Origin of the sequence: Rhodopseudomonas boonkerdii, from assembly GCF_021184025.1 — a bacterium.
GTDB classification, from domain to species: domain Bacteria; phylum Pseudomonadota; class Alphaproteobacteria; order Rhizobiales; family Xanthobacteraceae; genus Tardiphaga; species Tardiphaga boonkerdii.
This window is the reverse complement of record NZ_CP036537.1, coordinates 4,417,763-4,444,599: the sequence shown is the minus strand read 5'-3', so window position 1 is coordinate 4,444,599 and position 26,837 is coordinate 4,417,763. Positions and strand designations below refer to the sequence as shown.

General features: G+C 61.6%; 25 protein-coding genes and 1 tRNA gene. 12 read left to right on the top strand and 14 right to left on the bottom strand.

Annotation, left to right across the window (positions count from 1 at the left end; all coding sequences use genetic code 11):
• Positions 1-44: 44 nt before the first annotated feature.
• Positions 45-1,556, bottom strand: coding sequence for an acetyl-CoA acetyltransferase (locus E0H22_RS20415; RefSeq protein WP_233022803.1), 1,512 nt, complete (start codon positions 1,554-1,556; stop codon positions 45-47).
• Between the two features lie 119 nt (positions 1,557-1,675).
• Positions 1,676-2,809, bottom strand: a complete 1,134-nt coding sequence (locus E0H22_RS20410) for a nitronate monooxygenase (protein ID WP_233022802.1) — start codon at positions 2,807-2,809, stop codon at positions 1,676-1,678.
• Between the two features lie 414 nt (positions 2,810-3,223).
• On the opposite strand from E0H22_RS20410, the gene E0H22_RS20405 reads away from it, so the two are divergent.
• A complete protein-coding gene (locus E0H22_RS20405; protein ID WP_233022801.1) occupies positions 3,224-4,894 on the top strand; it encodes a flavin-containing monooxygenase in 1,671 nt (556 codons plus the stop codon).
• 120 nt (positions 4,895-5,014) lie between these two features.
• Here the strand turns inward: E0H22_RS20405 and E0H22_RS20400 are convergent, their stop codons facing one another.
• Positions 5,015-5,797, bottom strand: a complete 783-nt coding sequence (locus tag E0H22_RS20400; RefSeq protein WP_233022800.1) for an SDR family NAD(P)-dependent oxidoreductase — start codon at positions 5,795-5,797, stop codon at positions 5,015-5,017.
• A gap of 214 nt (positions 5,798-6,011) precedes the next feature.
• On the opposite strand from E0H22_RS20400, the gene E0H22_RS20395 reads away from it, so the two are divergent.
• The 3 genes from E0H22_RS20395 to E0H22_RS20385 are packed head-to-tail and all read left to right on the top strand — an operon-like array spanning position 6,012 to position 8,176.
• The gene (locus tag E0H22_RS20395; protein ID WP_233022799.1) at positions 6,012-6,806 is read left to right on the top strand and encodes an enoyl-CoA hydratase/isomerase; all 795 of its coding nucleotides are present in this window, start codon (positions 6,012-6,014) and stop codon (positions 6,804-6,806) included.
• 4 nt (positions 6,807-6,810) lie between these two features.
• Complete coding sequence (locus E0H22_RS20390; protein WP_233022798.1) at positions 6,811-7,812, top strand: phosphotransferase family protein; 1,002 nt, start codon at positions 6,811-6,813, stop codon at positions 7,810-7,812.
• 1 nt (position 7,813) lies between these two features.
• The gene (locus tag E0H22_RS20385) at positions 7,814-8,176 is read left to right on the top strand and encodes a DUF6285 domain-containing protein (RefSeq protein ID WP_233022797.1); all 363 of its coding nucleotides are present in this window, start codon (positions 7,814-7,816) and stop codon (positions 8,174-8,176) included.
• A gap of 6 nt (positions 8,177-8,182) precedes the next feature.
• Here the strand turns inward: E0H22_RS20385 and E0H22_RS20380 are convergent, their stop codons facing one another.
• Complete coding sequence (locus E0H22_RS20380) at positions 8,183-8,962, bottom strand: enoyl-CoA hydratase-related protein (protein ID WP_233022796.1); 780 nt, start codon at positions 8,960-8,962, stop codon at positions 8,183-8,185.
• A 137-nt stretch (positions 8,963-9,099) separates the two neighbouring features.
• Between E0H22_RS20380 and E0H22_RS20375 the strand changes: the two genes are divergently transcribed.
• Entirely contained in the window at positions 9,100-10,374 is a 1,275-nt protein-coding gene (locus E0H22_RS20375; RefSeq protein ID WP_233022795.1) for an acyl-CoA dehydrogenase family protein, read from the top strand.
• Between the two features lie 141 nt (positions 10,375-10,515).
• Here E0H22_RS20375 and E0H22_RS20370 read toward each other — a convergent pair whose 3' ends face one another.
• The 4 genes from E0H22_RS20370 to E0H22_RS20355 form a co-directional block, all read right to left on the bottom strand.
• Positions 10,516-11,151 carry an HAD family hydrolase gene (locus E0H22_RS20370; RefSeq protein WP_233026449.1) on the bottom strand — a complete coding sequence of 212 codons (636 nt, stop codon included), beginning with the start codon at positions 11,149-11,151 and terminating at the stop codon, positions 10,516-10,518.
• Positions 11,152-11,159: 8 nt separating this feature from the next.
• Entirely contained in the window at positions 11,160-11,537 is a 378-nt protein-coding gene (locus E0H22_RS20365; RefSeq protein WP_233022794.1) for a TIGR02301 family protein, read from the bottom strand.
• 78 nt (positions 11,538-11,615) lie between these two features.
• On the bottom strand, positions 11,616-12,029 hold the full coding sequence (locus E0H22_RS20360; protein ID WP_233022793.1) for an NUDIX hydrolase: 414 nt from the start codon (positions 12,027-12,029) through the stop codon (positions 11,616-11,618).
• Positions 12,030-12,039: 10 nt separating this feature from the next.
• Positions 12,040-12,555, bottom strand: coding sequence for a hypothetical protein (locus E0H22_RS20355; protein ID WP_233022792.1), 516 nt, complete (start codon positions 12,553-12,555; stop codon positions 12,040-12,042).
• A gap of 61 nt (positions 12,556-12,616) precedes the next feature.
• Here E0H22_RS20355 and E0H22_RS20350 point away from each other — a divergent pair, with 61 nt between their 5' ends.
• Positions 12,617-13,375 (top strand): SOS response-associated peptidase, encoded by a 759-nt coding sequence (locus E0H22_RS20350; RefSeq protein WP_233026448.1) that lies wholly within the window; start codon positions 12,617-12,619, stop codon positions 13,373-13,375.
• 159 nt (positions 13,376-13,534) lie between these two features.
• Here the strand turns inward: E0H22_RS20350 and E0H22_RS20345 are convergent, their stop codons facing one another.
• From E0H22_RS20345 to E0H22_RS20335, 3 genes are read right to left on the bottom strand one after another with little or no spacing between them, the layout of a single operon-like run.
• Positions 13,535-13,963, bottom strand: a complete 429-nt coding sequence (locus E0H22_RS20345; RefSeq protein ID WP_233022791.1) for a GNAT family acetyltransferase — start codon at positions 13,961-13,963, stop codon at positions 13,535-13,537.
• Complete coding sequence (locus E0H22_RS20340; protein ID WP_233022790.1) at positions 13,960-15,417, bottom strand: FAD-binding oxidoreductase; 1,458 nt, start codon at positions 15,415-15,417, stop codon at positions 13,960-13,962. The genes E0H22_RS20345 and E0H22_RS20340 overlap by 4 nt, the downstream gene beginning before the upstream one ends.
• A 35-nt stretch (positions 15,418-15,452) precedes the next feature.
• Entirely contained in the window at positions 15,453-16,442 is a 990-nt protein-coding gene (locus tag E0H22_RS20335; protein WP_233022789.1) for an L-threonylcarbamoyladenylate synthase, read from the bottom strand.
• A gap of 85 nt (positions 16,443-16,527) precedes the next feature.
• Between E0H22_RS20335 and E0H22_RS20330 the strand changes: the two genes are divergently transcribed.
• Positions 16,528-16,604: transfer RNA gene (locus tag E0H22_RS20330), tRNA-Pro, on the top strand.
• Between the two features lie 672 nt (positions 16,605-17,276).
• On the opposite strand, the gene E0H22_RS20325 is transcribed toward E0H22_RS20330, so the two are convergent.
• The 3 genes from E0H22_RS20325 to E0H22_RS20315 form a co-directional block, all read right to left on the bottom strand.
• Entirely contained in the window at positions 17,277-17,651 is a 375-nt protein-coding gene (locus E0H22_RS20325; protein ID WP_347340804.1) for a 5-carboxymethyl-2-hydroxymuconate Delta-isomerase, read from the bottom strand.
• 122 nt (positions 17,652-17,773) lie between these two features.
• Complete coding sequence (locus tag E0H22_RS20320; RefSeq protein WP_233022788.1) at positions 17,774-18,559, bottom strand: IclR family transcriptional regulator domain-containing protein; 786 nt, start codon at positions 18,557-18,559, stop codon at positions 17,774-17,776.
• Between the two features lie 11 nt (positions 18,560-18,570).
• A complete protein-coding gene (locus tag E0H22_RS20315) occupies positions 18,571-19,794 on the bottom strand; it encodes an NAD(P)/FAD-dependent oxidoreductase (protein WP_233022787.1) in 1,224 nt (407 codons plus the stop codon).
• A 304-nt stretch (positions 19,795-20,098) separates the two neighbouring features.
• Between E0H22_RS20315 and E0H22_RS20310 the strand changes: the two genes are divergently transcribed.
• The 5 genes from E0H22_RS20310 (at position 20,099) to E0H22_RS20290 (ending at position 26,832) form a co-directional block, all read left to right on the top strand.
• Positions 20,099-21,466 carry an aromatic ring-hydroxylating dioxygenase subunit alpha gene (locus E0H22_RS20310; protein ID WP_233022786.1) on the top strand — a complete coding sequence of 456 codons (1,368 nt, stop codon included), beginning with the start codon at positions 20,099-20,101 and terminating at the stop codon, positions 21,464-21,466.
• 65 nt (positions 21,467-21,531) lie between these two features.
• Positions 21,532-22,968: a glutamine synthetase family protein gene (locus E0H22_RS20305; protein ID WP_233022785.1), complete on the top strand. Its 1,437-nt coding sequence runs from the start codon at positions 21,532-21,534 to the stop codon at positions 22,966-22,968.
• A 115-nt stretch (positions 22,969-23,083) separates the two neighbouring features.
• Positions 23,084-24,250 carry an ABC transporter substrate-binding protein gene (locus E0H22_RS20300; RefSeq protein ID WP_233022784.1) on the top strand — a complete coding sequence of 389 codons (1,167 nt, stop codon included), beginning with the start codon at positions 23,084-23,086 and terminating at the stop codon, positions 24,248-24,250.
• A gap of 84 nt (positions 24,251-24,334) precedes the next feature.
• Positions 24,335-25,954 carry an amidohydrolase gene (locus tag E0H22_RS20295; RefSeq protein ID WP_233022783.1) on the top strand — a complete coding sequence of 540 codons (1,620 nt, stop codon included), beginning with the start codon at positions 24,335-24,337 and terminating at the stop codon, positions 25,952-25,954.
• Between the two features lie 8 nt (positions 25,955-25,962).
• Positions 25,963-26,832, top strand: coding sequence for a branched-chain amino acid ABC transporter permease (locus tag E0H22_RS20290; protein WP_233022782.1), 870 nt, complete (start codon positions 25,963-25,965; stop codon positions 26,830-26,832).
• The last annotated feature ends 5 nt before the right edge of the window (positions 26,833-26,837 follow it).

The window sequence follows — 26,837 nt, the reverse complement described above, 5'->3', positions numbered from 1 at the left end:
CTCCCCGCAAGCGGGAGAGGGCCGGGGTGGGGGAGCCACAAGCCTCATCCCGCCGCCTTCCACTCCAGCACCCCGTCACCTGCGGTGCTGATTCTCCCTTTCGCGCCCACTGGCGTCCGGTCCTGATCCATCAGCATCTTGAGTGTCGCGCCATCCCCCGCCGGCACCCGCGCCAGCGCCCGCTCATTCGCAGCCGTGCGCAGGATCACCACGCCGTGCTCGATCTCGCCGCCGCGGCCATAGATCACCGTGAAGCTCTCCACCGTGCCATCACCCGAGGCCTCGGTGACATAGGTCGGCACCGGCCCCCGCTGGCGATCGGCTTCCGCCTGCACGCTGATGTTCTGCGCGATCGGTTCGGCCGGCGCATCCTTCGACACCACCAGCGCATGATGCTTGGTCACGAAGCCGCCCTGCGCATAGAGCAGTCCTGTCCTCGTGCCCGCGCGAATCTTGCGCACCATGGCGCAAGCCGCATGGGCCATGTAGTCGTTCAGCGGTGCGCCGAAAAATGTCAGTCCGCCAGTCACCGTCGGCATCACGTCGGCGCCGAGCCCAAGTGTGCGCCGTGCCATCTTCGGCACGCAGGGGAAACAGCTATAGAGCTCGATCGCGTCGAATGCCGTGCCTGAGCCGCCCACCAGCGCCATCACGGATTTCAGCACGGCATTCTGCGCGTGGCTCTCCACATACTGGTCGCGGTCGAGATAGTCGCGCGGTTCCTCCGCCGAGGCACCGCCGACGATATGCACCATGCGATCCTCCGGCACGCCCGCGGCGCGCGCCTTGGCAAGGCTGGTGACAAGGATCGCTGCCGATTGGTTCACCATCGGATTGGCGACCATCAGTTTCGTATAGGGCCAGGCGATCAGCCGGTTGTCCGCCGTCGGTGTGGTGATCTCGTCCGGCGTGAAGGCCTTCTTGTTCCATGCTTCCGGATTGGTCGCCGCCACGCTTGCATAGCGCGACCATAATTCGCCGGATTCGCGATGCGCCTCGCGCGGCGTCTGTCCCCAATGCGCGGCGGAAGCAGCTTCATAGAACGGATAGACCGTGACCGGCTTGTTGACGCCGAGCTGCACCGCCATTGGCTTCTGATAGGCGGCGCCGCGCAGCGGCTCCGGGGCATCGTGGGCGAACGGGGTCCATGGCAGCTCGACCTTGGCTCGCTCCGCCTTCGTCGCGGTGCCTTGCGATTCCGCGCCGGTGATCGCCGCGACCTGCGCTTCGCCGCGCGCGATGCGCTGCGCTGCTTCGTGGATGTAGCGGATCGGGCTCTCACCGCCCACGGGGCCGTAGTAAGCATGCTTCGGTGCGATCCCGAGCTTCTTGCTGAGCTGTTTTTCCGGCGCGGTGTAACGCCAGCTCAGGAAATTCACGATGTCGAGCGAGTCGATATCCTTGAGCAGCTTGCCGCCGGAGTCTTGCTCGGCACGCCTCAGCGCTTCCTCCATCAGTGCAAGCGGCTCAAGCCCTTGCGTGAGTTCCTTCGGATGGTCGGAGAATTCACCGACACCAACGATGACGGGGATGCGATCTTCAGGTTGCCTTGTCATTTTCTTGTTCTCTCTCATTCCAACTCGGTCCCTCATTCTGAGGAGCCGCGAACGCGGTACCAAGCCAATCATGGTTCGAGACGCGCGCGAGGTGCGCGCTCCTCACCATGAGGGCGGAGCTATTCGCTCACCAGCATGTTCAGACACTCCGCCGCTTCGGCAAAGTCCTCCTTGAATTCCTGCACAACTGCCCCCGCGGACTTCACGCTGTCAATCAGCCCGACGCCTTGCCCGACGAAATAGCTGACCAGATCCCGCGCCTGCGCATTGCCGGCGGCAGCGGAACGATCGATCGACGCAAAGGCATCGCGACTGATCAGGCTCTGCAGCGGCATCGGCAGCGCGCCAGGGCTGTCCGGCCCGCGGTCCCATGCATCGGTCCATACCGAGCGCAGCTGCCGCGCCGGCTTGCCGGTGCGGCCCTTCGAGCGGATCGCATCGCGCGACGATGCAGCGATCATCTTTTCACGGAAAATCTCGGATGTTTCCGACTCCGTCGTCGCCAGCCACACCGAGCCGGTCCATACACCGGCCGCGCCCATCGCCATGCAGGCTGCCATCTGCTTACCCGTCATGATGCCACCGGCGGCGAGCACCGGTACGTCGCGGATCGGCTTGATGGCCTTGATCACCTCCGGCACCAGCACCATGGTCGAGACCTCACCGCAATGGCCGCCGGCTTCGGTGCCCTGCGCCACGAGGATATCGACGCCAGCTGCCACCTGCCGGATCGCATGTTCCTTGGCGCCCACCAGCGCAGCCACCGGCACGCCGTGCGCCTTGCCCATCTCGATCATCGCCTTCGGCGGTACGCCGAGCGCATTGGCGATCAGGCGGATCGGGTGCCGGAAGGATATATCGAGCAGCCGCAGCGCCGTCTCGCCATCGAAAGGCTGCGGTTGATCTGCGGAGACTTCAGTGACCCGGAGATCGACGCCATATTTATTCAGCAGACTCTTGGTGAAATCGCGATGCTCCGGCGTGATGCGGCTCTCCAGCGATTTCCAGGTGACGTGTTTCTCACCGGCTGTGGAAATATTTTCCGGGATCAGCACATCGATGCCGTAGGGCTTGCCGTCGACATGATCGTCGATCCATTTCAATTCCTGCTCCAGCGTTTCCGGCGAATGCGCTGTCGCGCCAAGTACGCCGAAGCCGCCGGCGCGGCTGACGGCAGCGACAACATCGCGGCAATGGCTGAAAGCGAGCAGGGGAAAATCGATTCCCAGCATGTCGCAGATCGGAGATTTCATGCGCGTCTCCCGATTGGCCGCTTCATGTGGCGGCATTGGTTGGGAGGCTAGCGGAAGGTGAGGGAGACGCAAGCGTTCTTCCTTCTCCCCGCTCTGCGCGGGGAGAAGGTGCCTCCGCGCAGCGGAGGTGGATGAGGGGCGGGGCACGATGCCTGCCAACATCAGAAATCTAACGGATCACATTGTCGTCGAGGCGATCCGTTAGTTCTCATTTTTCGGCGATGTCAGTGCCATGCCCCTCACCCGCCGCGAAGACGCGGCGACCTCTCCCCGCGCAAGATGCGGGGAGAGGTTAGAGAGTTCATTCCGCCCCGCAAAATTCCGCGCGCCGGCCTTCCCGATTTCGTGCTTGCGCTTTCGCGCTCTACGGGAAATGCTGTGCCCAACAAGGCAAAAAAATCCGGGAGTGAAATGATGGCCGCAGCGCAGCCGCAATCCGTCCAAACCCGAAGAGCCAGCACGGTGCAGACCGACGTCGTGATCGTCGGCGCCGGTTTCTCCGGCCTCTATCTCCTGCACAAGCTCCGGGGCCTCGGCCTGTCGGTAAAAGTCTTCGAGCAAGGCGGCGATGTCGGCGGCACCTGGTACTGGAACCGCTATCCCGGCGCCCGCTGCGATGTCGAGAGCATGCAGTATTCGTTCTCCTTCGATAACGAGTTGCAGCAGACCTGGGACTGGAGCGAACGTTACGCACCGCAGCCGGAAATCCTGCGTTATGCCAGCCATGTCGCCGACCGCTACGATCTGCGCCGCGATATCGCATTCAATACCCGGGTCGAATCCGCTGTATTCGATGAAATCGGAAACCGCTGGACGGTGACAACGTCGGGCGGCGTCAGCACGAGCGCGCAATATGTCGTGCTCGCCACCGGCTGCCTCTCCAACGCGCGCTCGCCGGATTTCAAGGGGCTGAAGGATTTCAAGGGCAAGGTCTATCACACCGGCAGTTGGCCGCATGACAATGTGGATTTCACCGGACTGCGCGTCGGTGTGATCGGCACAGGCTCGTCGGCGATCCAGTCGATCCCGATCATCGCCGAGCAGGCCAGCCAGCTTTATGTGTTTCAGCGTACCGCGAATTTCAGCGTGCCCGCGCGCAACGCAAAGCTCACCGATGCGGAGCGCAAGACGTTTCGTGACAACTATGCGGAGATCCGCCGCATCGCGCGCGAGGAGATGAAGAACGGCATCTATCAGCCGGTGCCGGATCGCGGCGCGCTGGACGATCCCGAGGAGACGCGCCAGGAGAAATACGAAGCGCGCTGGACTTCCGGTGGCCTCACTTTCATGGGCGTCTACAACAATCTCGGTCTCGATCTCGCGGCCAACGACACGGCTGCGAACTTCATCCGCAACAAAATCGCGGATATCGTGAAAGATCCGGAAACGGCAAGGTTGCTGCAGCCCAACAGCCATCCCGTCGGCACCAAGCGCATCTGTGTCGATACCGACTACTACAAGACGTTCAACCGGCCGAATGTGAAGCTGGTCGATATCAAGACGAATCCGATCGAGGAAATCCTGCCCCATGCGGTGCGTACCGGCGGCAGCGATTATGAGGTCGATGCCCTCGTGCTCGCCACCGGCTTCGATGCGATGACGGGCTCCGTCGCCAAGATCGAGATCCGCGGCCGCCATGGCCGGACGCTGAACGACAAATGGGCGGAAGGTCCGCGCACTTATCTCGGCCTGATGAGCGCGGGCTTTCCGAACCTGTTCATCATCACCGGCCCCGGCTCGCCATCGGTGCTGTCCAACATGCTGGTTTCCATCGAGCAGCACGTGGACTGGATCACCGATTGCCTCAGCGCCATGCGCAAGCGCGGCGCCGAAACCATCGAGGCCACGCGCGCAGCCGAGGATAAATGGGTCGATCACGTCAACGAAGTGGCGGCGGCGACGCTCTACCCGCAGGCCAATTCCTGGTACATGGGCGCCAACATTCCCGGCAAGCCCCGCATCTTCATGCCCTATATCGGCGGCGTCGGCGTGTATCGCAAGATTTGCGACGAGGTCGCGGCGAAAGGATATGAGGGCTTTGAGATGGGGATGGCGGCGGATCGACGGGAAGCGGCGACGGCCTGACGATCGTCATTGCGAGGAGCGAAGCGCGAAGCAATCCAGCAAGCCAACCAAGAAGAAACTGTATTGCTTCGCCCAAACGAATTGGCGCGGCCAATTCGTCAAGGCTCGCAATGACGGTTGCTAAAACGCCGTATATCCACCATCGATCACGAACGTATCCGCGGTGTGATAGGACGACGCCTTGCTCATCAGATAAACCGCGATGCCGCCGAAGTCCTCAGGCTCGCCGAAGCGCCGCACCGGGATGCGCGGCATCACATTGGCGACGAACTTGTCGTTGCCCATGATGCCCGCCGTCATGTCGCTCTTGATCCAGCCCGGCAGGATCGCATTGGCCGTCACGCCATGCCGCGCCAGTTCCACCGCCAGCGCGCGCACCAGCGCATTGATGGCCGCTTTCGTCGCCGCATAGTGCTCGTTGCGCGCGGTGCCGAAGATCGAGGCGAGGCTGGAGGTTGCCACCAGCCGGCCGAACCTGTCGCCGCCTTCGGCGCGCTCGGTCATGTGCCGCGCTGCCACCTGGAAAGCATGGAAGACGCCATCCAGATTGGTCGCGAACATCGTCCGCCACTGTTCCTCGGTGCGATCGATGAAATTGTGCCGGCCGCCGCCGCCGATGCCGGCATTGGCGAAACAGCCATCGACGCGGCCGAAGGTCTTCAGCGTCGCGGCCATCGCGGCTTTCACCGAAGCGGTATCGGTGACGTCGCAGATCTGCGTGTCCACCTTGCCGTTCAGGCTTGCCATGCTCGCCGCCGCGGCCTTGTTCTTCTCTGCATTGCGGCTCCAGATCGAAACATTGCAGCCGGCGGCAGCCAGTGCCTGCGCGATGCCGAGGCCGATGCCGCCATTGCCGCCGGTAACCACGGCCACGCGGCCGGTGAGATCGAAAATATTGCTCATCGGTGTTTCCTCGTCCTGGCGCAGGTTAAGCCTGCGTCCCTTGATGATCAGCTGTTCCATCGGAAGCATGGACAAGCGCGTGCGAAAAATCAAATATGCTGGTCGAAATCCAGGTGCATGATCCCGAAAAGGGGATGCCGGTTTTCGGATCAGATCATGCACAAACATGAGTCCCACACCGCGGAATAAGACGCGGGTCCATCGCGAGGAAACCATGCAGTTCAAACACGTCACGCTCGATTTCGACGGCCAGGTCGCCATCCTGAAGCTCGATCATCAGGAAGTGATGAATGCGGTGTCGGTCGATATGCTCGGCGGCCTCGCCGAAGCGCTCGACGAGATCGCGGATCGCCGCGACGATGTGCGCTGTCTCGTTATCACCGGCGCGGGCCGCGCGTTCTGCACCGGCGCCAATCTGCAGGGCCGCAACAATCAGATCACCGGCAAGCGCAGCAATGCCGGCGCAACGCTGGAGACGGCCTTCCATCCGTTCCTCCGCCGTTTGCAGAACCTGCATTGCCCGATCGTCACTGCCGTGAACGGCCCCGCTGCCGGCGCCGGCATGAGCTTCGCGCTGATGGGTGACCTTATTCTTTGTGCGAAGTCATCCTACTTCCTGCAGGCCTTCCGCCGCATCGGTCTCGTACCGGATTGCGGCTCCACCTGGATTCTGCCGCGCCTGATCGGCAAGGCACGCTCGGTCGAGCTCTCGCTGCTCGGCGAAAAACTTCCTGCCGAGAAGGCGCTGGAATGGGGGCTCGTCAATCGCGTCTATGAGGATGCGGCGCTGATGGACGAAGCGATGAAGCTTGCCCACGATCTCGCCAACGGGCCGACGGTGGCGCTGTCGCTGATCCGCAAGCTCTATTGGGACAGCCCGGAAAATTCCTTCGAGGACCAGATCAATCTCGAAGTGCAGTCGCAGCGCATCGCCGGCGCTTCGCCGGATTTCAGGGAAGGCGTGTCGGCCTTCCTCGAAAAGCGTCCCGCAAAATTCACGGGCAAGTAAAGCCTTGAGCTCAGCGCCCATTGCTGAGCTGCTGTCGCGCAGCGTTCCATCGTGGTGCCCCGGCGCCACGGGCGTTGTGGATGCGAAGCGTTTGTCCGGCGGCGCCAGCCAGGAGACGTGGTCGTTTGATATCGCGCATCCCGATGGCGTCATCGGTGCCATTTTGCGCCGGGCGCCGCCGGGCTATGGCGCCGCACCCGGCCGCGCGGCGGGACTGGATGCCGAAGCGGTGCTGATGCAACTCGCTTATGACGCAGGCGTCCCGTCGCCGAAGGTGCTGCATGTTTTGCGGGCAGCCGATGAGCTTGGCACGGGTTTCATCATGCAGCGAGTCGCTGGTGAGACGATCCCGCGCAAGATTCTCCGCGACGATGAATTCGCCGCGATCAGACCGAAACTGGCGCGGCAGTGCGGAGAAATTCTCGCGGGCATTCATGGATTGCCTGCCTCTGTGTTGCCGCAACTTCGCCGCATGGACGCCGCAGCGGAAGTCGCCGAATTGCAACGAGAGCTCGATAATTTCGGCTGGCCGCGGCCGGTTTTCGAGCTGGCTTTACGCTGGCTGCGTGATCACGATCCCGGCCCGTCCGAACGTGTCACGTTGGTGCATGGCGATTTTCGACACGGCAATCTGATGATCGGCGCCGATGGCGTGCGCGCCGTGCTTGACTGGGAGCTCGCGCATCTCGGCGATCCCATGGAAGATCTCGGCTGGATCTGCGTCAACTCCTGGCGTTTCGGCGGCATCGACAAACCGGTTGGTGGCTTCGGTGCATATGAGGATCTGTTTGCAGGCTATGAAGCCGCAAGCGGCATTAAAGTCGATGCTGCACGTGTGAAGTTTTGGGAAGTCATGGGCACATTGCGCTGGGGTGTGATGTGTGTGGGCATGATGCAGCGATTTCGGATTGGGCCGGATCATTCGATGGAGCGCGCGATGATCGGACGGCGTGCATCGGAGACCGAGATCGATCTGCTCAGGCTGCTGGCGCCGCGGAGGTCATGACATGCAGGATGAACCGAGGCCGGACGAACTGGTGAAGGCGGTCGCGGATTTTCTCCGTAACGATATCGCGCCCGATATATCAGGACACGCAGGCTTCAAGCTGCGCGTGGCGATCAATGCACTCGATCTGGTGACGCGGCAGTTGCAGGACGGAAGCGAGAATGAGGAGCATCAGCGCCTGACGGCGCTGCTCGGTGAGGGCGAATTGAAGGCACTCAATCAGCTCCTTGCCGCTCGCATCCGGAGCGGCGAGATCGATCTCGCCACGCCTAGTGTCAAAGAGCATCTCTGGCAGACGACCCTGGCGAAGCTCAAGGTCGATCAGCCGAATTATGCCGCGTACAAACGTGAGACACAAAAGTAGCGGGAGCTACTTTCCTTTCCAGTTCGGCTTGCGCTTCTCGGAGAATGCCTTCGGACCTTCGACATAATCCTCCGAAGCCGCCATTGCCTTCACTGCGGGATAATCGCGCTGTTCGGTAATCGCCTGTTCGAGCGACACCTGCATGCCTTTTTGGATCGCCTGCTTCGATGCACGGATTGACATCGGCGAATTCTGGCAGATCGTCTCGGCCCAACGCAAAGCTGCATTCAGCGCCTCGCCCTGTGGCACGACTTCGTTGACGAAGCCCAGTTCATAACCTTCCTGCGCTTTGACATGACGTGCCGTCAAAATCATGCCCATCGCGCGCTTCATGCCGATCTGGCGCGGCAGGCGCTGCAGGCCGCCGGCGAGAGCGGCAAGGCCGACGCGCGGTTCGGGCAGCGCGAAGGTCGCGTTCTCCGCAGCGATGATGAGGTCGCAGGCGAGCGCGATTTCGAAACCACCACCCATGGCGACACCGTTCACCGCAGCGATGATCGGCTTGTCGCAATCGAAGCGCGCGGTGAGGCCGGCGAATCCCGACGTGTTCCAGCCGCGCTTGCCGCCGGCGGCCTGCCATTTCAGATCATTACCCGCGCAGAACGCCTTGTCCCCGGCACCGGTGACGACCGCCACCCACTGTTCGGGATCATTCGCAAAGTCGTTGAACACCTCGTGCAGCTCGTTATGCGCGTCGGTGTGCAGCGCGTTGTAAACTTCCGGACGCGACAGCGTGACGATGGTGATCGGGCCGTTGCGGGTCACGGTAGAGAATTGCAGGGCCATGGTGGCCTCCCATTAATGGCGGTGTTTTTCGTCGGGCAGAATAAGCGGTGCCGTGCTTGACTTGATCGGACGATGCCATCTTAATCGTGCGATTAACAAGAGCAACAAAGCTCACACAAAACATCGGGAGCAGCGCCGTGGATTTTTCCTTGCCGGCCGATCTGGTTGTCTACCTCGCCGAGCTCGACGCCTTCATTCTCCGCGAGATCAAGCCGCTCGAAGAGCAGGATGACAATATCCGCTTCTTCGATCACCGACGAGAATGGGCGCGCACCGATTTCGATAATGGCGGCCTGCCACGCCATGAATGGGAGAAACTGCTGCGCGAGGCGAAGAATCGCGCCGACGCCGCCGGCCATCTGCGCTTTGCGATTCCCAAGCGCTATGGCGGGAAGGACGGCAACAATCTCTGGATGGCCGTCATTCGCGAGCACTTTGCAACCAAGGGCCTCGGCCTTCACAACGATCTGCAGAACGAGCATTCCATCGTTGGCAATCTGCCGCTGGTGACGATGCTGGATCGCTACGGGCGTGACGATCAGAAGGAGATGATCGAGGGCTCGATCACTGGCAAATATCGCATCACCTTCGGTCTCACAGAGCCTGATCACGGCTCCGATGCCACGCATATGGAGACCACGGCGGTCGAAACGACCCGCGATGGCGTCAAGGGTTGGCTCATCAATGGCGAGAAGATGTGGACGACGGGCATGCATGTGGCCACGCATTGCGCGCTGTTTGCGCGCACATCCGGCAAGGACGGCGATGCGCACGGAATCACATGCTTCCTTGTGCCGGCTAAGACCGATGGCGTGAAGGTCGAAGAGTATATGTGGACGTTCAACATGCCGACCGATCATCCGCGCGTGTCGTTTACTGACGTGTTCGTGCCGGATGATGCGCTGTTCGGCGAGATCGGCCGCGGCCTCTCATTGGCACAATGTTTCGTTCATGAAAATCGCATTCGGCAGGCCGCAAGCTCGCTCGGCGCAGCGGTCTATTGCATCAATGAAAGCGTGAAATATGCACGCGAGCGAAAACCCTTTGGCGAGGAGCTGGCGCGGAATCAAGGCATCCAGTTTCCGCTGGTGGAACTGGCGACGCAGGCGGAGATGCTGCGTCTCCTGATCCGCAAGACGGCCTGGGAGATGGACCAGCTCACCCAGGCGCAGGTCGAGCACACGCTGTCCGACAAGGTCTCTATGTGTAACTACTGGGCCAACCGGCTGTGCTGCGAGGCCGCCGACCGGGCCATGCAGGTGCATGGCGGCATGGGCTATTCACGCCACAAACCATTCGAGCACATCTATCGTCACCATCGCCGTTATCGCATCACTGAAGGCAGCGAGGAGATCCAGAAGCGCAAGGTGGCGGGATTCCTGTTCGGCTATATGGGCGTCAACAAGCACTGAAGCTGTCTCCTGCCCTCATGGTGAGGAGGCGCGTAGCGCCGTCTCGAACCATGAGTTGGCCGGGCCCCAAGCCGGCGGCCATCCTTCGAGACGCGCGCGATGCGCGCTCCTCAGGATGAGGGCGGAGTACGGTAGGGGCGCTTAATCGATCAGCCCCGTAATCTCCGCCGGCGCTGTCACCAGATGCTTCGCGCCAGCTTCGGTCAGCTCCGTCCGCCCACCATAACCATACACGGCGCCGATCGCCGCCATGCCGTTGTTCGCGGCGCCGATCACATCGTGCTTGCGATCGCCGATCATGATCGTGCGGGTAGGATCGGCGGCCGTTTCATTCAGCGCGTAGCGGAGCAGGTCGCTCTTGTCGACGCGGGTGCCGTCCAGCTCCGAGCCGAATACGCGCGCGAAATACTTGCGCAGATCGAAATGATCGATGATGCGGTCGGCAAACACATGCGGTTTGCTGGTGGCGACATAGAGCGTCCGCCCGGAGGATTGCAACGCAGCCAGAACGGGGACGATGCCGTCATACAGCGTGTTCTCGAACAGGCCGATGGTGCCGAAGCGCTCGCGATAGAGTTCGACGCCGCGATCGGCATGTTCCTCGCCGCCCAGCAGCGACACGAAACTTGCGCGCAGCGGCGGGCCGATGCACCAGGTCAATTCGTCCTGTGTCGGAACGGGAATATTCAGTTTCTCGAGCGCATATTGAATTGAGCTGGTGATGCCGATCTTTGGATCGGTCAGCGTCCCGTCGAGGTCGAAGAAGATGGTGTCGATGTTGCGCATCAGTTGGCGTATCTCGCAGTAAGATCGCGAGAAATCCGCGCGCCTTCCTCGACATGGCGACGGATCGCCGTATTGGCTGCCGGCGTGCAGGTGCGATAGGTTTGCTGGAAGCCGTTATAGCCACGATTGAAGGCTGCAATCATGCGGGAGCGACGCTCGCCCGACGGTGTTTCCGCATCAACCAGCGCCTGCATCTCGCTACGCCATTTGTTGCCTTCATTGTTGCCGCAGATACCGCGTAGATAGTGCAAGGCGCCGAGGATTTCCGACATGCGCTGCAGGTCGCCGTCGAATGGCGCAGCACCGTCCTGCGCGCGGGCCTGCGCAAAACCAAGGGATGCTGCGGTAATCAGGATAGCGAGGAACGGCTTGCGCATGATGGGTCCGGGAACCCGGCAGATATGCCTGTTTGAAGCGGCTGAAGCAAGGCGAAGCGCCGGAGATGGGAAAGCGGCTCAGCCGGCGAGATCCTGTGCCATGGCCAGGATCGCGGCCAGTCCCTCGGTGGTCTTGTACTGGCCGAGATCGGCAGGGGCGACCCACTGGAAGTCGTCCAGCTCGTCATTGAGCTCGGGGGAGCCTTCCACCCAGCGGGCGGCGAAGGACATGATAAGATAGTGGCCTCCTACACCGTCCTTCGGCAGCACCTCGCGGAAGCCGGACAGGCCGACGATGTCGATGACAAGGCCGGTCTCTTCCATCACCTCGCGCGCCAGCGCTTCAGCCAGCGACTCGCCGAATTCCACCCGGCCACCGGGCAGCGAATAGAATCCCTTGCCGGGTGACCGGGCGCGGCGGACGAGCAGCACCTTGCCGTCGCGAAAAATGGCGGCGCTGGTGGCTAGCTGCGGGTGCGTGGGCTGGGACAATGAAACGGCCTTACTGCGCCATGATGCTGTCGATGTCGGATTGTTCGTCACGGCCGTTGATGATGCCGCCAGCGGTGCCGATCATCGGCTTGACCCAGCGGGCGGCCTGTTCGGCCAGCCTGGCGCGTGTCGCGTCATGTTGCACCGTGCGCATGGCATCGCCGACGGTTGAGAGAATCTGCATCATCTTGGCGACGATCGCATCGAATTCGGTACGCACGGCAGATGGCGCTGCTTCGTAGGCTGCGACGGCGAGATCGCGGCCCTTGAAATTCGACCGAATGAAATGCTCGGCATAGCTGAGCGGCTGCCATTCCAAGAACAGTTCGTAACAGTCTGGCATGTCCGGAATCAGTTCGAGCAGCATGATCGCTTCGTTGAAGTGATTCAGGTAGTCGGTGGCGAGGCCCGTGCGCGGATTGATATTGGCGGCAGCCAGCGTATCGGCTGATGCAGGAAAGCCCGTGCTCGCGCTCTTCCAATCGAGGAGATTGTCTTGCACCGGTTGCAGGGCCGTCATGCTCATATTCGCCACTGTTGGCGTTTCGGGTTAAAACGACCTGAAGACTCAAGGTTTGACCATCGGAATGTGCGGACGGTTCGTCATTACATCCACGCCGGAGGCGATGCGACAGGTATTTGGCTACAACGAACAGCCAAATCTCCCATCGCGCTATAATATTGCTCCAACCCAGCCTGTGCCTGTCGTCATCAATGAGAATGGCAATCGTCATTTCCGGCTGATGCGCTGGGGCTTTGTCCCGTCCTGGGTAAAGGACCCACGCAAGTTCACGCTGTTGATTAATGCACGCGCCGAAACCGTGCAAGAAAAGCCCGCTTTCAAGAACGCAATCCGCCGGCGTCGCTGCCTGATCCCGGCGGATGGCTATTACGAATGGCAAAGTAACGGTGGCCGCAAACAGCCGTATTTTATCTATCCCCGGGCCGGCGGTCCGATCGGTTTCGCCGGGCTTGCTGAGACCTGGATGGGGCCGAACGGCGAGGAGATGGACAGTGTGGCCATCATCACGGCTGAAGCGACCACGGGCATGTCGGTGCTGCATCACCGGGTACCCGTGACGATTGCGGCGGGCCAGTTCGGTCACTGGCTGGATTGCAGCACTGACAGTGCTGCTGACGTGATCGAGCTGTTGGCGGCGCCGGCGGATGGCGCCTTTGCGTGGCATCCGGTCTCGCCTGCGGTGGGCAGAGTCGCGATCGATGAGCCGCAACTGATCCTGCCGATCTCGGAGGAGGAGATGGCAGCGGCAGCGCGGCCCGTGCGGAAAGTTCAGCGTAAGGTGGCCACGGCGCCTGAGGACGACGGGCAGGGATCGTTGTTTTGAAGAGCGATCCTTGCACTGCGCCTCATCCTGAGGAGCGGCCGACGGCCGCGTCTCGGAGGATGGCCATGCACTCGGAGCCGGGTGATCTCATGGTTCGAGACGCGCTCTCAGCGGCGCAATTGCGCCGCCAGGCCTCCTCACCATGAGGGAGCGAGTGACCTACGGCGTCATCGGCCGGCCATCGAGCCACTTCGCGTAGAGCACCCGGTCCTGCTCGACGTAATCGAGCTTCTCATAGAACTTCTGCACTTTGGTATTGTCGGAGCGCACCAGCAGCATCAGTTTTTCGATGCCGCGCGTACGCAGCCAGTCTTCGGCTGCCGCCATGATGGCGCGGCCGAAGTCCTTGCCCTGATGATCGGGATCGACGGCGACATAATAGACCCAGCCGCGATGGCCGTCATGGCCGACCAGCACCGACGCGACGATGCTGTCGTCATCGCGCCCGATCAGGATGTCGGAGTTCTCGTCACGGCGCGCGAGGGCGATGTCGGCGGCGCTGTCGTTCCACGGCCGTGCGAGATTGCAGCGCTGCCAGAGATCGATGACGACAGGGATGTCGGCGTCGGCGATGGGGGTGATCTTCATGGCTGTACCGGCAGCAGTACCTTGCCGGGATTGAGAATGTTCAGCGGATCGAGCATGGCCTTGAAGCTGCGCATCAGCTCCATGGCAACGGGATCCTTCACGCCCGGCAGATCGGCGGCCTTGAGCTGACCGATGCCATGCTCGGCCGAGATCGAACCGCCCATGCGCAGCACCACTTCGAACACGACATCGCTGACGTCGTGCCAGCGCGACAGGAAGGCTTCGCGGCCGGCCTTGTCGCCGAGCGTCTCGCTGGGCTGGCTGACATTGTAGTGGATGTTGCCGTCGCCGAGATGTCCGAACGGCACGGGGCGAGCACCCGGCATCACCTTCGCCACGGCAGCATTGGCCTCAGCGATGAAGGCGGGCACGGCGGCGACAGGGACCGAGATATCGTGCTTGATCGAGCCGCCTTCCGGCTTCTGCGCCGGCGAAATTTCCTCGCGCAGTTTCCAGAACGCCTGACGCTGGCTCATGTTCTCGGCGATGACGGCGTCATCGACGATACCGTCTTCGAAGCCGCTTTCGAGGATCGATTCCAGCGTGGCGCGCGCGTCGTCGCGGCCGGACGACAATTCCATCAGCACGTACCAGTCATGCTTGCTGGTGAGCGGATCGCGAATGCCGATGCCGTGGCGGACGCTGAAATCCACGGCGATATGCGCGATCAGTTCGAAGCTGGTGAGATTGCCGCCGGCGGCGCCGCGCGAGATGTCGAGAAGCTTCAGGGCGTCGTCGGGCGATTTCAGGCCGACAAAGGCGGTCTCGACCGCCCGCGGCTTGGGAAGGAGCTTCAGCGTCGCTGCCGTGATGATGCCGAGTGTGCCTTCGGCGCCGATGAAGATGTTGCGCAGGTCATAGCCGGTATTGTCCTTTTTCAGCTTCGACAGGCCGTTGAGGATGCGGCCGTCGGCGAGCACGACTTCGAGGCCGAGCGCCATTTCGCGCGCAACGCCATAAGCCAGTGCGGTCGTCCCGCCGGCATTGCTGGAGAGATTGCCACCGATGGTGCAGCTGCCTTCGGAGCCGAGCGAGAGAGGGAACAGGCGATCGACATCGGCCGCGCGCTGCTGCGCGATCTGCAGCACGAGGCCGGCTTCGGCGGTCATGGTGTTCGAAGAGGTGTCGAGATCGCGGATCTTGTCCATGCGCTTCAGCGACAGCACGACTTCGCCGCCATAGGGCGTCTGGCCGCCGACGAGGCCGGTATTGCCACCTTGCGGCACGATGGCGGTGCGGGTCTCGGTGGCGAGCTTGCAGATGGCGGCGACTTCCGCGGTCGAGCCCGGCCGCAGCACCAGCGGCGAAGTGCCGGTGAACAGGTTACGTTCCTCGGTGACATAGGCATGCACATCGGTGGGATCGGTCAGCGCCTGCTTGTCACCGACGATGGCAGCGAAGCGGGCGATGGTGTCGGACGAGAGCGGCGCCGGCTTCGGGAATACGAAATTCATGGAAAGTCCCTAACGTTTCTTGGTCTTGAATCCGGTTACACGGCGGCGCGGCGCAGCCGGTCATTGATGGCTTCGCCGAGGCCGTGCCCAGGCACCGGCATCACGGCAATGCCGATGGCGCCTGAGTCCACAGCGATGGCATCGAGCGCACGAAGATAGCCGAAAAGATTGGCGGCGGCTTCCCCGAGATCGCTGCTTTCGGAGAGGTTCATCACAGCCCTGGCATGAGCGATTCCCGGCAGCGCAGCCGGACCGAAGGCGAGCAGGGTCTCGCCGGGCTTCACGTCCTCGACCATCAGCCGTACCCGCGTACGCGGAGCATAATGCGAGGCCAGCATGCCGGGTGCCAGCGGCTGGCTGGCGTCGCTCTCCGGTTCCTCCGGCGGCCTCGTCAGCGCCATGCCGAGCACCTGCTCGATCGCTTCACGTGGCAGGCCGCCCGGCCGCAGCAGCATGGGGTGCTCGAAGCAGCCGACGATGGTGGATTCGACCCCGACCTCCACAGGCCCACCATCGAGGATCATGTCGATGCGGCCGTCGAGGTCGGCCTTCACATGGGCGGCGGTGGTCGGGGACACATGGCCGGAGATATTGGCGGAGGGCGCCACCACGGCACCGCCGAAGGCTGCGAGCAGGGCATGCGCAACCGGATGATCCGGCACCCGGATCGCCACCGTATCGAGCCCGGCGGTGGCGAGGTCAGACACCGGGCAGTTGGTCTCTTTGGGCAACACCAGCGTCAGCGGGCCTGGCCAGAACGCTTCGGCCAGCGTCAGGGCGCGGGAATCGAACCGCGCGATCCGTCTGGCGGCCGCGAGGTCCGCCACATGAGCGATCAGCGGATTAAAGGACGGCCGGCCCTTGGCCTCGTAAATGCCTGCCACGGCCCGCGGATTGGCCGCATCCGCGCCGAGCCCGTAGACGGTCTCGGTCGGAAAGGCCACCAATCCTCCCGCGCGCAGGCGTTCGGCCGCCTCTTCGATGGCGGTGGGGTCGACGATCCGGGTGGTGAGGGCCGTTTGCATGGCAGGTTCATAATAAAAATGTCGTCTGCTTCATACAGGGGTTCTTGCGGTCTGCGAAACCCGTCGCTATACAGCCGGCTCTTGTCGGAGTGTGGCTCAGCCCGGTAGAGCACTGCGTTCGGGACGCAGGGGTCGCAGGTTCGAATCCTGCCACTCCGACCATGAAATCAAGGACTTAACGAATTCGTTGGATGACCGGACAACGAGTTTGCGACGGATTAACGCCCGCCCTACATCAATCCTCGGCTTCCGCCGGTACCCCTCATATCGATCAGTTTCAGACCGGATTGCAGTAACTCGCTGACAGCGATTTGGTCGATCACCGATGCAGAGCTTGAATTTAGACTTCAAGCTGGGGGCAGCTTCCGCGTTGTCGCAGAGCCATTAACCTCCTGTTAACCACGTCGGCCGAGCTTCGATCTCATGCGGTGGCACCGGAGCCTTCCCGGCCGGTATCCGACAGAGAGGTCGCTTGTGGAAACCGGGCGGCCTCTTGCCAATTTTGAGGCTGGCCCAGGCAAGATAAAAGCCCGCCAGATGCTTCGAGCGGGCTTTTGCCAGGCAATCTTCAGGTGATGCGCGTCGCGCTAATGCCGAAATCCAAGATACAAGCCGACCATGGTAACGGCCGATATCAACGTGAAACAGAACAGGCCCCAGCCGATAATCGTCGCTTCGTCCGGGCCCTTACGCGCGCTTTTTCCTTGTACGGTCAATCATCTCTCCCAATCGTTCGTTGCAGCCGCATCTGGAGACGGTGCTTAAGCAAATCGTAACGATGGAAGATCGCGTGTCTAGATAGTAATGATGTTGCGGTGCAACGTGGCGTCCCTTTCAATTGTTCAGTCGCTTGCGATAGGCGATCGGGTCCATGTCGCGGATGTCGACGCTTAAACTTTTGGTTTGCGGCAGCAACACTGTCAGGGTCTCGCGTAACGACTCGCTTAAGGCGATCTTCTGCGCCGGCGTTCGGCCCTCCAGCAGGTAGACCGAGAGGTGGCAGAAGCCATCCTCCCGTCCCGCGACCAGATAGTTTTCAAATGCGGTCGCGCGGACCTTGATGTCAGCAGCCTTCATAACGCCGGTGTCGGCGGCGGTGTCGTGCAGGGCCTTCATCAGTTTAGTGACATCGAGCAGGCCGCCATGGCCGTCATTCGAATGTTCGATCACGAGATGCGGCATGGTCGGCTGTCCTTCGATGTCCTTCATGGTGAGGAGGCGCGTAGCGCCGTCGCGAACCATGAGTTGTTGAGCATATCTTTCGAGACGTGGCCTTCGGCCATTCCTCCCGTCCCAACGCAACTGCGTTCGGACTGGGATGAAGGTTGAGTCTAGAGCAATAATGGCTTCACCGTTGTCGCGGCGTCGCGCAGCAGCGGCAGGAAACGATCGATCATTTCGCCGGTGGACACCCGGTCCACATGGGCTCCCATATTGATTGCTGCAACGATGGCGTCATCATAGCGCCGCACTGGCACCGAGATCGAGCGGAAACCCGGCTCGGCCTCACGGTCCACCAGCGAGTATCCTTTCTCGCGATCGGTGATGATGGCGGCCTTGAGCAATTCCTTGTCGGTTACCGTGAATGGCGTCATCGCTGTCAGCGTCATCGCATCGAGAACCTCTGTCAGGTCTTCATTCGAATATTTTCCGAGCATCGCGCGACCGACCGACGAACAATAGGCGGGCAACCGGTAACCAAGATCGATGCCGGCGGAGAACACCCGCGCCGGACTCGCGCGTGCGACGAAGATCACGTCGTTGCCTTGCAGCACGGCGAGCGAAGAGATTTCCTGCGCCGCGCTGGAGATACGGTCGAGCACCGGCTGCAGGATCGTGACGATCTGGTTCGATGTCATATAGGAGCCGGCCAGCGTCAGCACCTGCGGTGTCAGCGCGAACAGTTTTCCATCGCTGACCACATAACCGCGATGCTCGAGCGTGAACAGGATGCGCCGGGCGGTCGCGCGCGGCAGATCCGCGGCCTTGGCGACGTCGCTCAGCGTCATCGGCCGCGCATGGCGGCCGAACAGCTCGAACACGCGCAGCCCGCGATCGAGGCTTTCGATGAAGTCGGTGTTGCCGCGCTCGTCGTCGGGGCGCTTGATCTTGGGCATGCGGTGTCGGCCTATTTGCCCGCTTCGAATTTCTTCAGGTCGAAGGCGAGATCGGCGGCTTGCTCCGGCGTTGGCGACAGCGACGTGGTGATCAGGCGACGCGCGATCATCTGATCGCCGGGCTTGTTGATGCTGTCCACCGCGGTGAGTTTGCCGTCGCGATAGTAGAAGACCGAGAACTTGCCGTCCTGCATGTCGCCGCGCACCACGGCCATATCGGTCGGTGCGGAGAGGCCGACGATCTGCAGCTTGGCGTCGTATTGATCGGACCAGAAGCGCGGAACCGCGTTATAGGCTTCCGGCTTGCCGGCGATCATCGAACCCACGGCTTTGCCCTGATCGGTCGCGTTCTGCACGGCTTCGAGGCGCACGCGGCGACCCGCAAAGCTGTTGTGATGATTGCTGACGTCGCCGGCCGCGTAGATGTTGTCAGCTGAGGTGCGGCCGTGCTCATCCACATCGATGCCGTTGGCACTGATGATACCGGCCTGTACAGCAAGCTCGTCATTGGCGATGCCGCCGATGCCGGCCACGATGAGATCGGCACGCACGCGCAAGCCGCTCGAGGTGACGACCTCATGTGCGGCGCCGTTGCCTTCGATGGCCACGACGGATTCGTTGAAGCGGATATCGACGCCGTGCGCACGATGGATATCCAGCAGAAATTGCGAGATCAGCGGTGACACCGCACGCTCCAACAGGCGCGATTGCGCCTCGATCAGCGTCACCTTCTTGCCGGTTTTTGCCGCGGTTGACGCGACTTCGAGACCGATAAAGCCGCCTCCGACGATGACGACATCTTTCGCGGCTTCGAGGCGTGGCTTCAGCGTCAGCGCGTCATCGAGTGTGCGTAGATAGACGATGCCATCCCGCTCATGGCCGGGCACGGTGAGGCGTCGTGCGCGCGAGCCGGTGGCGATGACGAGCGAGTCGAATGGCAGGTTGTCGCCGCCTTCGAGCGTGACGCGGCTCGCTGCGCGATCGAGTTCGATGGCACGATGGCCGAGCACCATCTCGATACCCTGACCCTTGAAGTAGTCCTCGCCACGCAGGAACAAGCTGTTGTGGGCGAGGTCGCCGGACAGGAAGGCCTTGGACAGCGGTGGTCGCTGATAGGGCAGGTGGATTTCATCGGCGACAATGCGGATCGGTTCCTGATAGCCTTTCTCGCGCGCGCTGATGCCAGCCTGGACGCCGGCATAAGAGGCGCCGACGATGACGAGACCGTTGCTCATGGACGTACTCCCGCCGTCCGATTGGCTCGCTTTTTCAAAGTCTTTGTCATTACTTGCTCCTGGTCTTCGTCCGTATATTGAACAACTGTTCGCTCCTCGCAAGTCGATGTAATGAGCGAGTATTGCTGCACTTGCTCAGCAACGCAGCAACTCCTGCTGCAAAATTCTGCTTGCTTAGAATTAGTCAAACGATAAAATTCGTACATAAGTTCAATAGACGAACAAAAGCTGTTCAAAGCTGACTTCGCTCACAAGGTCGAAGCGCTTCGGTCAAGTCGAGCAAAACGAGGAAAGGTCCAGCGCCATGATGAGCCAAGAGCAGAACGACCTGATCACCCGCATCGGGCCCAAAGCGCCAGCCGGCAAGCTGATGCGCATGTATTGGCAGCCCGCTGCGCTCACGGCGGAGCTCGAAGGCGAACGGCCGATCCGCCCGGTACGTCTCCTCGGCGAGGATTTTGTCGTTTTCCGCGATGAGCAGGGTCGCTATGGGCTGCTGGATCGCGATTGCCCGCATCGCGGCGCCGATCTCGCTTTCGGTCGCCTCGAAGGCGGCGGCGTGCGTTGCGCGTTCCATGGCTGGCTATTCGATGTCGAGGGCAAGTGCCTGGAGACACCGGCCGAGCCGAAGAATTCGCGCCTGTGCCAGGGCATCAAGCAGCGCGCTTATCCCGTCGTCGAAAAGGGGGGCATCCTGTGGGCCTATCTTGGCGAAGGCGAGCCGCCGGCTTTCCCGGAAATCGACTGCTTTGCGGCGCCTGAGCAGTACACTTTCGCCTTCAAGGGCCTGTTCGAATGCAATTGGCTGCAGGCGCTGGAGGTCGGCATCGATCCGGCGCACGCGTCCTTCCTGCATCGTTTTTTCGAGGATGAAGACGTCAAGGCATCCTATGGCAAGCAATTCCGCGGCGCGTCGGCCGGCACGGAAGTGCCGATGACCAAGATCCTGCGCGAATATGATCGCCCGATCATCAATGTGGAATCGACTGAATACGGCCTGCGTCTCATTGCGCTGCGCGAGCTCGATGAAGAGCGAACCCACGTGCGCGTCACCAACCAGCTGTTCCCGCATGGCTTCGTCATTCCCATGAGCTCGGAAATGACCATCACCCAGTGGCATGTGCCGGTGGATGATGAGAATTGCTACTGGTATGCGATCTTCACCAGCTACACCAAGCCGGTGGACAAGAAGAAGATGACCGATCAGCGGCTCGAGCTCTATGAGCTACCGAACTATACCTCGCGCAAGAACAAGCGGAACGACTATGGCTTCGATCCGCACGAGCAGAAGCACGAGACCTATACAGGCATGGGCGCCGACATCAATGTCCACGACCAGTGGGCAGTGGAATCCATGGGCAAGATTCAGGATCGCACCCGCGAGCATCTTGGCTCCAGCGACAAGGCGATCATTGCCTATCGCAAGTTGTTACGTGCGGAGATCGAGAAGGTCGCCGGTGGCCAGAAGCCGATGCTGTTCCTCGATGCGGACAACGCGCGCAGCATCCAGGGGCCGGGGACGATGGACGGTATCGGGCCAAGCAAGGGCTGGGAAACCTACTGGATGGAGGTCGACGTCGCCCGTCGCCGCGGCGCGCCGTGGATGGCGCCGGTACCGGCGGATCAGACCGAGCCAGGCTCCAACGTTGTGCATTTGCCGGCGGCAGAGTGAGTTCTAACCTCTCCCCGCAAGCGGGGAGAGGTTATTAGCGCCGCGGTTGAGCTGAGGAGAGTGCGTTGAGTTTCGTTGAACGTCACGGTTTGTGGTCCGCGGAGCAGAAGGAAGCAGCGCTGCGGCTGCGCGCCATCGTCGAGGAAAAGCAGCTGGAAGTGATCCGGTTGTCGTTTCCAGATCAGCACGGCATTCTGCGTGGCAAGACGCTGATCGCGGGCGAGGCATTGCGTTGCCTCGAAAGTGGCTGCTCCATCACCACGACGATGTTTGCCAAGGACACCTCGCACAAGACGGTGTTTCCGGTGTTCACCGCCGGTGGCGGTTTCGGCATCCCGGAGATGCAGGGCGCTGCCGACGTGCTGATGATCCCCGACCCCAGTACGTTCCGCGTGCTGCCATGGGCGCCTGAAACGGGTTGGATTCTCTGCGATGTGCATTTCACCGACGGCCGCCCGGTCCCGTTCGCGACACGAAACCTGTTCAAGAAGGTGCTCGGCGATCTCGAGACGCGCGGCTACGATTTCATCGCCGGCCTCGAAGTCGAGTTTCATATTTTCCGCGTCGAGAACGAGCACATGAAGCCAGAGGATGCCGGGCAGCCCGGCAATCCGCCGGAAGTGAGCCTGCTCTCGCACGGCTATAATTATCTCACCGAGCAGCGCTACGATCAGATGGAGCCGGTGCTGGAGATCATCCGGCGCGATGTGCTCGCACTTAACCTGCCGCTGCGCTCGGTGGAGGTCGAATATGGCCCGAGTCAGTGCGAATTCACGTTCCAGCCGACAGTCGGTCTGACGCCGGCGGATAGCATGATCCTGTTCCGTAGTGCTGTGAAGCAGATCGCGCATCGCCACGGTTATCACGCGACTTTCATGTGCCGGCCGAAGATCCCGAATGTGGTGTCGTCAGGCTGGCATCTGCACCAATCGTTGGTCTCACGATCGACGGGTACGAATGCATTCATGGCGAGCGAGGGGACGGAGCCTTTGTCCCCGTTCGGTCGCGGCTATCTCGCGGGCTTGCTCGCGCATGCGCGTGCAGCGACCGTGTTCACCACGCCGACGATCAACGGCTACAAACGCTACCGTTCCTATTCGCTGGCGCCGGATCGCGCCATCTGGGGCCGTGACAATCGTGGCGCGATGCTGCGGGTGCTTGGCGGGCCCAATGATCCCGCGACACGTATCGAGAACCGGGTCGGCGAGCCCGCGGCGAATCCCTATCTCTATATGTCGTCTCAGATTCTCTCGGGTCTCGATGGCGTCGATCGCAAGCTCGATCCCGGCCCGTCTGCCGACACACCTTACGAGACCAATGCCGATCTTCTGCCGAAGTCGCTGCGCGAGGCGACCTTCGCGCTGAAGGAAGACCCGTTCTTCCGCGAGAAGATGGGGGCGACGATGGTCGACTATTATACGCATATCAAGAATGCTGAAATCGATCGCTTCCAAGCAGAGGTTTCCGACTGGGAGCAGCGCGAATACTTCGAAATGTTCTGAGCCGCGACGATGGCACGCACCCGCCGTCGTTGCAGCGATATCCGGCACGTTTATTGAATGCGAAACCGTAGCATCACAGTTTCGGTCACACAGGGGGACAACTAGAATGACAAGAATGAGCCGTTCGATACTTGCACTGGCAATCATGGGCGCGATGACCGGCCCGGCATCCGCCGACGTCATCAAGGTCGGCATCATCGGCACCATGTCGGGGCCGCATTCGCTGTTCGGCAAGAACTTCAAGATGGGCATCGATGCCTGGGTCGCCGAGAATGGCAACAAGGTCGGCAATCATACCGTCGAATTCGTCTACCGCGACGAGGAAGCGCCGAATCCTGCGAAATCCAAGGCGCTCGCCCAGGAGCTGCTGGTCAAGGACAAGGTGCAATATCTCGCGGGCGTCTATTTTACGCCGAATGCGATGGCTATCGCGCCGCTGCTGGAGGAGTCCAAGACTCCGCTGATCGTGATGAACGCAGCGACCTCGGCTATCGTCGAAAAGAGCCCCTATATCGTGCGCACCTCTTTCACCATGTGGCAGAACACGGTGCCGGCGGCGAAGGTCGCGTTCAAGAATGGTGCGAAGAAAGTCGCAATCGCGGTCAGCGATTACGGTCCGGGCATCGATGCCGAGGCGGCATTCAAGAAGACCTTTGAAGGCGAGGGCGGCACTGTGGTCGAAGCGATTCGCATTCCACTCGCCACCACCGATTTCAGCCCGATTATGCAGCGTATCAAGGACGCTGGCGCTGACATGATCTTTACCTTTTTGCCTGCGGGGCCGCCTACCCTGGGATTCGTGAGGGCCTATATCGACAACGGCCTCAAGGCGAGCGGCGTCAAACTGATGTCGACCGGCGACGTGGTTACCGAGCCGGACCTGCCGAACATCGGCGATTCCGGCATCGGCATCCTTTCGACCTATCACTATGCGGTCTCGCATGACTCCAAGGAAAATGCTGCGTTCCTTGCCCAGCTCAAAAAGGGCGGCGCCAGCATGGACGAGGTGACCATGACCGCCGTCGCTGCCTATGACGGTGCGCGCCTGATCTACAAGATGATCGAGGCCACCGATGGCAAGCGTGATCCGGTCAAGGCCGTCGATGCTGTGAAGGACATGAAATGGGTGAGCCCGCGCGGTCCGGTGTCGATCGATCCGACGACCCGCCACATCCGTCAGAACGTCTATCTGCGCAGCGTTGAGAAGGTGGATGGCAAGCTGATCAACAAGGAAAGCCAGACTTTTGCCGACCAGCCCGATTGGGCACTCAGCAAGCAGTAAGGGCCAGCACGTCCGGGGCGCGTGTCGCATCGACGGCACGCGCTCCGGAATCTCGAGATGTTAAATTCCAATATGAAGCGCGTCGTGTCTTCCATCTTGCTCACCAATGGCCGCATCTATCGTTCCGCCTGGGACGAAGCCCCCGCGGACAGCATCGCCGTCAGCGATGGCAAGGTGATCTGGACGGGTGCCGCGGACGCCGCTCCGGCCGCCGACGAGACCATCGATCTCCATGGCGCGACGGTCATTCCGGGGCTGACCGACGCGCATATCCATCTGTTCGCCATCGCCCATGCCCGTCTGCAGGTGCCGGTGACGCCGCGTGACGCCTCGACTGTCGATGCTGTGCTGGCGCTGCTTGCAAAGCGTGCAGGCGATATCTCAACCGACAAATGGGTGCTCGGTGCGGGCCTCGACGAGAACGGCCTCGCCGAGCGCCGGTTGCCGACCCGCGCCGAGATCGACGTCGTCATTCCCGATCATCCCGTGCTGATCCGTCGCTTTTGCGGCCATGTCGCCGTCGTCAACAGCATGGCGTTGAAGTTGCTCGGTGTTGATGAGGGGATCGCCGATCCTGAAGGCGGCACTTTCGGCCGTACCGCCGAGGGCGTCCTCGATGGCTGTGCCAAGGAGAGCGCGGCCGAACTGATCTTTCGCGCAGCGCCGCCGATGGATCGTGATGAACTGATTGCCGCCTTGCGTGCGACCATTGCAGACAGCACGCGCATGGGTCTCGTGGCGGCCGTGGAAGCCGCAGTGGGCTTCACGGTCGGATTCGACGATGAGTTCACGATCTGGAATGAATTGCGTGGCCGCGGGCCCGTGCCGATGCGCCTTGGATTCATGAACCAGCTTGATCCCGATGAAGCAGCCGAGCGCGGGCTGAAGCCCGTGCAGGATGCCGACTGGCAGTCCATCAGCCTGAAATATTTCGCCGACGGCATTGTCGGCGCGCGCACCGCCGCCGTCAGCGAGGATTATGCGGATACGCCGGGGCGCGGTTTCTTCATGCGCGACGCGGCGGAGCTGCAGCGCGTGATCGGAGAAGCTCACGCCGCCGGCTGGCAGGTGGCCGTGCATTGCTGTGGTGATCGCGCGACGGACTGCATCATCGCAGCCTATGAAAAGGCGCAGGCCGCGCATCCGCGCGAAAATATGCGCCACCGCATCGAGCATTATTTCGTGCCGCCTAAGGGTGGCCTGGCCCGGATGAAGGCGCTGGGCGCACTGGTCGTGACCCAGCCGAGTTTTCTCACCCGCATGCGCCGCTCCATAGCCGGTGCTTTTGGCGCGCGGGCCGATCGCTGTTATCCCGGCCGCTCGGTTATCGATGCCGGCGTGACCTATATCGCCAGTTCGGATGCGCCGACAGGATCGTGGTCGCCTTGGGACGGCATCGGCGATGCCGTCGGCCGTGCATCCGATGGTGGTCCGGCGATCGGACCAAAGGAAGCGATAACCGTGCGTGAGGCGATCCATAGCTATACCGTGGGCAGTGCCATCGCGATGAAACAGGAACATTGGCGCGGCACGCTGATGCCCGGCATGGCCGCTGACCTGATTGCGCTCGATCGCGACCCGTTCAATTCAGATGCCGCTTCGTTGAAATCGATACAGGTGCTACTCACCATGGTGGGCGGTGTCGTTGTCCATGACGCCATGTCGCATCGCGGCGAATGGCGCCTGGCTGCGCATTCGGCATAGGATCAATCATGCGCACTATTTTCAGCATCATGACCGACGCCGTCGCCTACGGGATGGTGCTGTTCATCATTTCCATCGGCCTGTCGATCATGATGGGCCTCATGCGCGTGGTGAATCTCGCTCATGGCGCCTTCGCGATGATCGGCGGCTATCTCGCCTCCTATGCCCTTCGCGATCTCGGCGTGCATTACGGCGTCGCCATTCTGATTGCGGTGGTGGGCGCCATCGTCGCCTCGATCCCGTTCGAGCTGCTGCTGTATCGCCGCATCTATCGCAAGGCCGATCCCTTGATTCAGGTGCTGATGACCATCGGCATCACATTCTTCATCATTGGCATCGTCAATTTTATTTTCGGTCCGTCGTTGAAGCCGATTCCGTTGCCGCAAACGTTGAGTGGCCCGCTCGATATCGGTTTCCGCATGCTGCCGACGCACCGCGTCTTCGTCATCGTCTGCGGCCTCGTCGTGGCATTGGCGCTCTGGCTGCTCATCGAAAAGACCGAGTTCGGCATCAAGCTCCGTGCCTCCGTCGATCACAGCGGGATGGCCGATGCGCTGGGCATCCGTACCGAGATCATCTATGCCGCGACCTTTGCACTCGCCATCGGTCTTGGCGCTTTCGGCGGCGTGGTCGGTGCGGAAATCCTGCCGATCGAGCCCTTCTATGCCCTCCGCTACATGGTGACCTTCCTCGTGGTGGTCTCCGTGGGCGGTGCAGGCTCGATCCTCGGGGCCCTGTCAGCATCGCTGCTGCTTGGCCTCGCCGATACGACCGGGAAATATCTCGCGCCAGAGTTTGGCGATTTCTTCTTCTATCTATCGGTGATCGTCATCGTATTTCTGTTTCCGCACGGCCTGTTCGGTAAGGCACACACATGAGCGAC

What these genes read in the sequence shown, in the direction of transcription:
- E0H22_RS20315 (WP_233022787.1), bottom strand. Translation starts at nt 19,794, where the DNA reads ATGAGCAACGGTCTCGTCATCGTCGGCGCCTCTTATGCCGGCGTCCAG.
- E0H22_RS20395 (WP_233022799.1), top strand. Translation starts at nt 6,012, where the DNA reads ATGCAGTTCAAACACGTCACGCTCGATTTCGACGGCCAGGTCGCCATC.
- E0H22_RS20405 (WP_233022801.1), top strand. Translation starts at nt 3,224, where the DNA reads ATGGCCGCAGCGCAGCCGCAATCCGTCCAAACCCGAAGAGCCAGCACG.
- E0H22_RS20340 (WP_233022790.1), bottom strand. Translation starts at nt 15,417, where the DNA reads ATGAATTTCGTATTCCCGAAGCCGGCGCCGCTCTCGTCCGACACCATC.
- E0H22_RS20350 (WP_233026448.1), top strand. Translation starts at nt 12,617, where the DNA reads ATGTGCGGACGGTTCGTCATTACATCCACGCCGGAGGCGATGCGACAG.
- E0H22_RS20410 (WP_233022802.1), bottom strand. Translation starts at nt 2,809, where the DNA reads ATGAAATCTCCGATCTGCGACATGCTGGGAATCGATTTTCCCCTGCTC.
- E0H22_RS20310 (WP_233022786.1), top strand. Translation starts at nt 20,099, where the DNA reads ATGATGAGCCAAGAGCAGAACGACCTGATCACCCGCATCGGGCCCAAA.
- E0H22_RS20365 (WP_233022794.1), bottom strand. Translation starts at nt 11,537, where the DNA reads ATGCGCAAGCCGTTCCTCGCTATCCTGATTACCGCAGCATCCCTTGGT.
- E0H22_RS20345 (WP_233022791.1), bottom strand. Translation starts at nt 13,963, where the DNA reads ATGAAGATCACCCCCATCGCCGACGCCGACATCCCTGTCGTCATCGAT.
- E0H22_RS20380 (WP_233022796.1), bottom strand. Translation starts at nt 8,962, where the DNA reads ATGGCCCTGCAATTCTCTACCGTGACCCGCAACGGCCCGATCACCATC.
- E0H22_RS20385 (WP_233022797.1), top strand. Translation starts at nt 7,814, where the DNA reads ATGCAGGATGAACCGAGGCCGGACGAACTGGTGAAGGCGGTCGCGGAT.
- E0H22_RS20300 (WP_233022784.1), top strand. Translation starts at nt 23,084, where the DNA reads ATGAGCCGTTCGATACTTGCACTGGCAATCATGGGCGCGATGACCGGC.
- E0H22_RS20290 (WP_233022782.1), top strand. Translation starts at nt 25,963, where the DNA reads ATGCGCACTATTTTCAGCATCATGACCGACGCCGTCGCCTACGGGATG.
- E0H22_RS20335 (WP_233022789.1), bottom strand. Translation starts at nt 16,442, where the DNA reads ATGCAAACGGCCCTCACCACCCGGATCGTCGACCCCACCGCCATCGAA.
- E0H22_RS20415 (WP_233022803.1), bottom strand. Translation starts at nt 1,556, where the DNA reads ATGACAAGGCAACCTGAAGATCGCATCCCCGTCATCGTTGGTGTCGGT.
- E0H22_RS20400 (WP_233022800.1), bottom strand. Translation starts at nt 5,797, where the DNA reads ATGAGCAATATTTTCGATCTCACCGGCCGCGTGGCCGTGGTTACCGGC.
- E0H22_RS20320 (WP_233022788.1), bottom strand. Translation starts at nt 18,559, where the DNA reads ATGCCCAAGATCAAGCGCCCCGACGACGAGCGCGGCAACACCGACTTC.
- E0H22_RS20355 (WP_233022792.1), bottom strand. Translation starts at nt 12,555, where the DNA reads ATGAGCATGACGGCCCTGCAACCGGTGCAAGACAATCTCCTCGATTGG.
- E0H22_RS20325 (WP_347340804.1), bottom strand. Translation starts at nt 17,651, where the DNA reads ATGAAGGACATCGAAGGACAGCCGACCATGCCGCATCTCGTGATCGAA.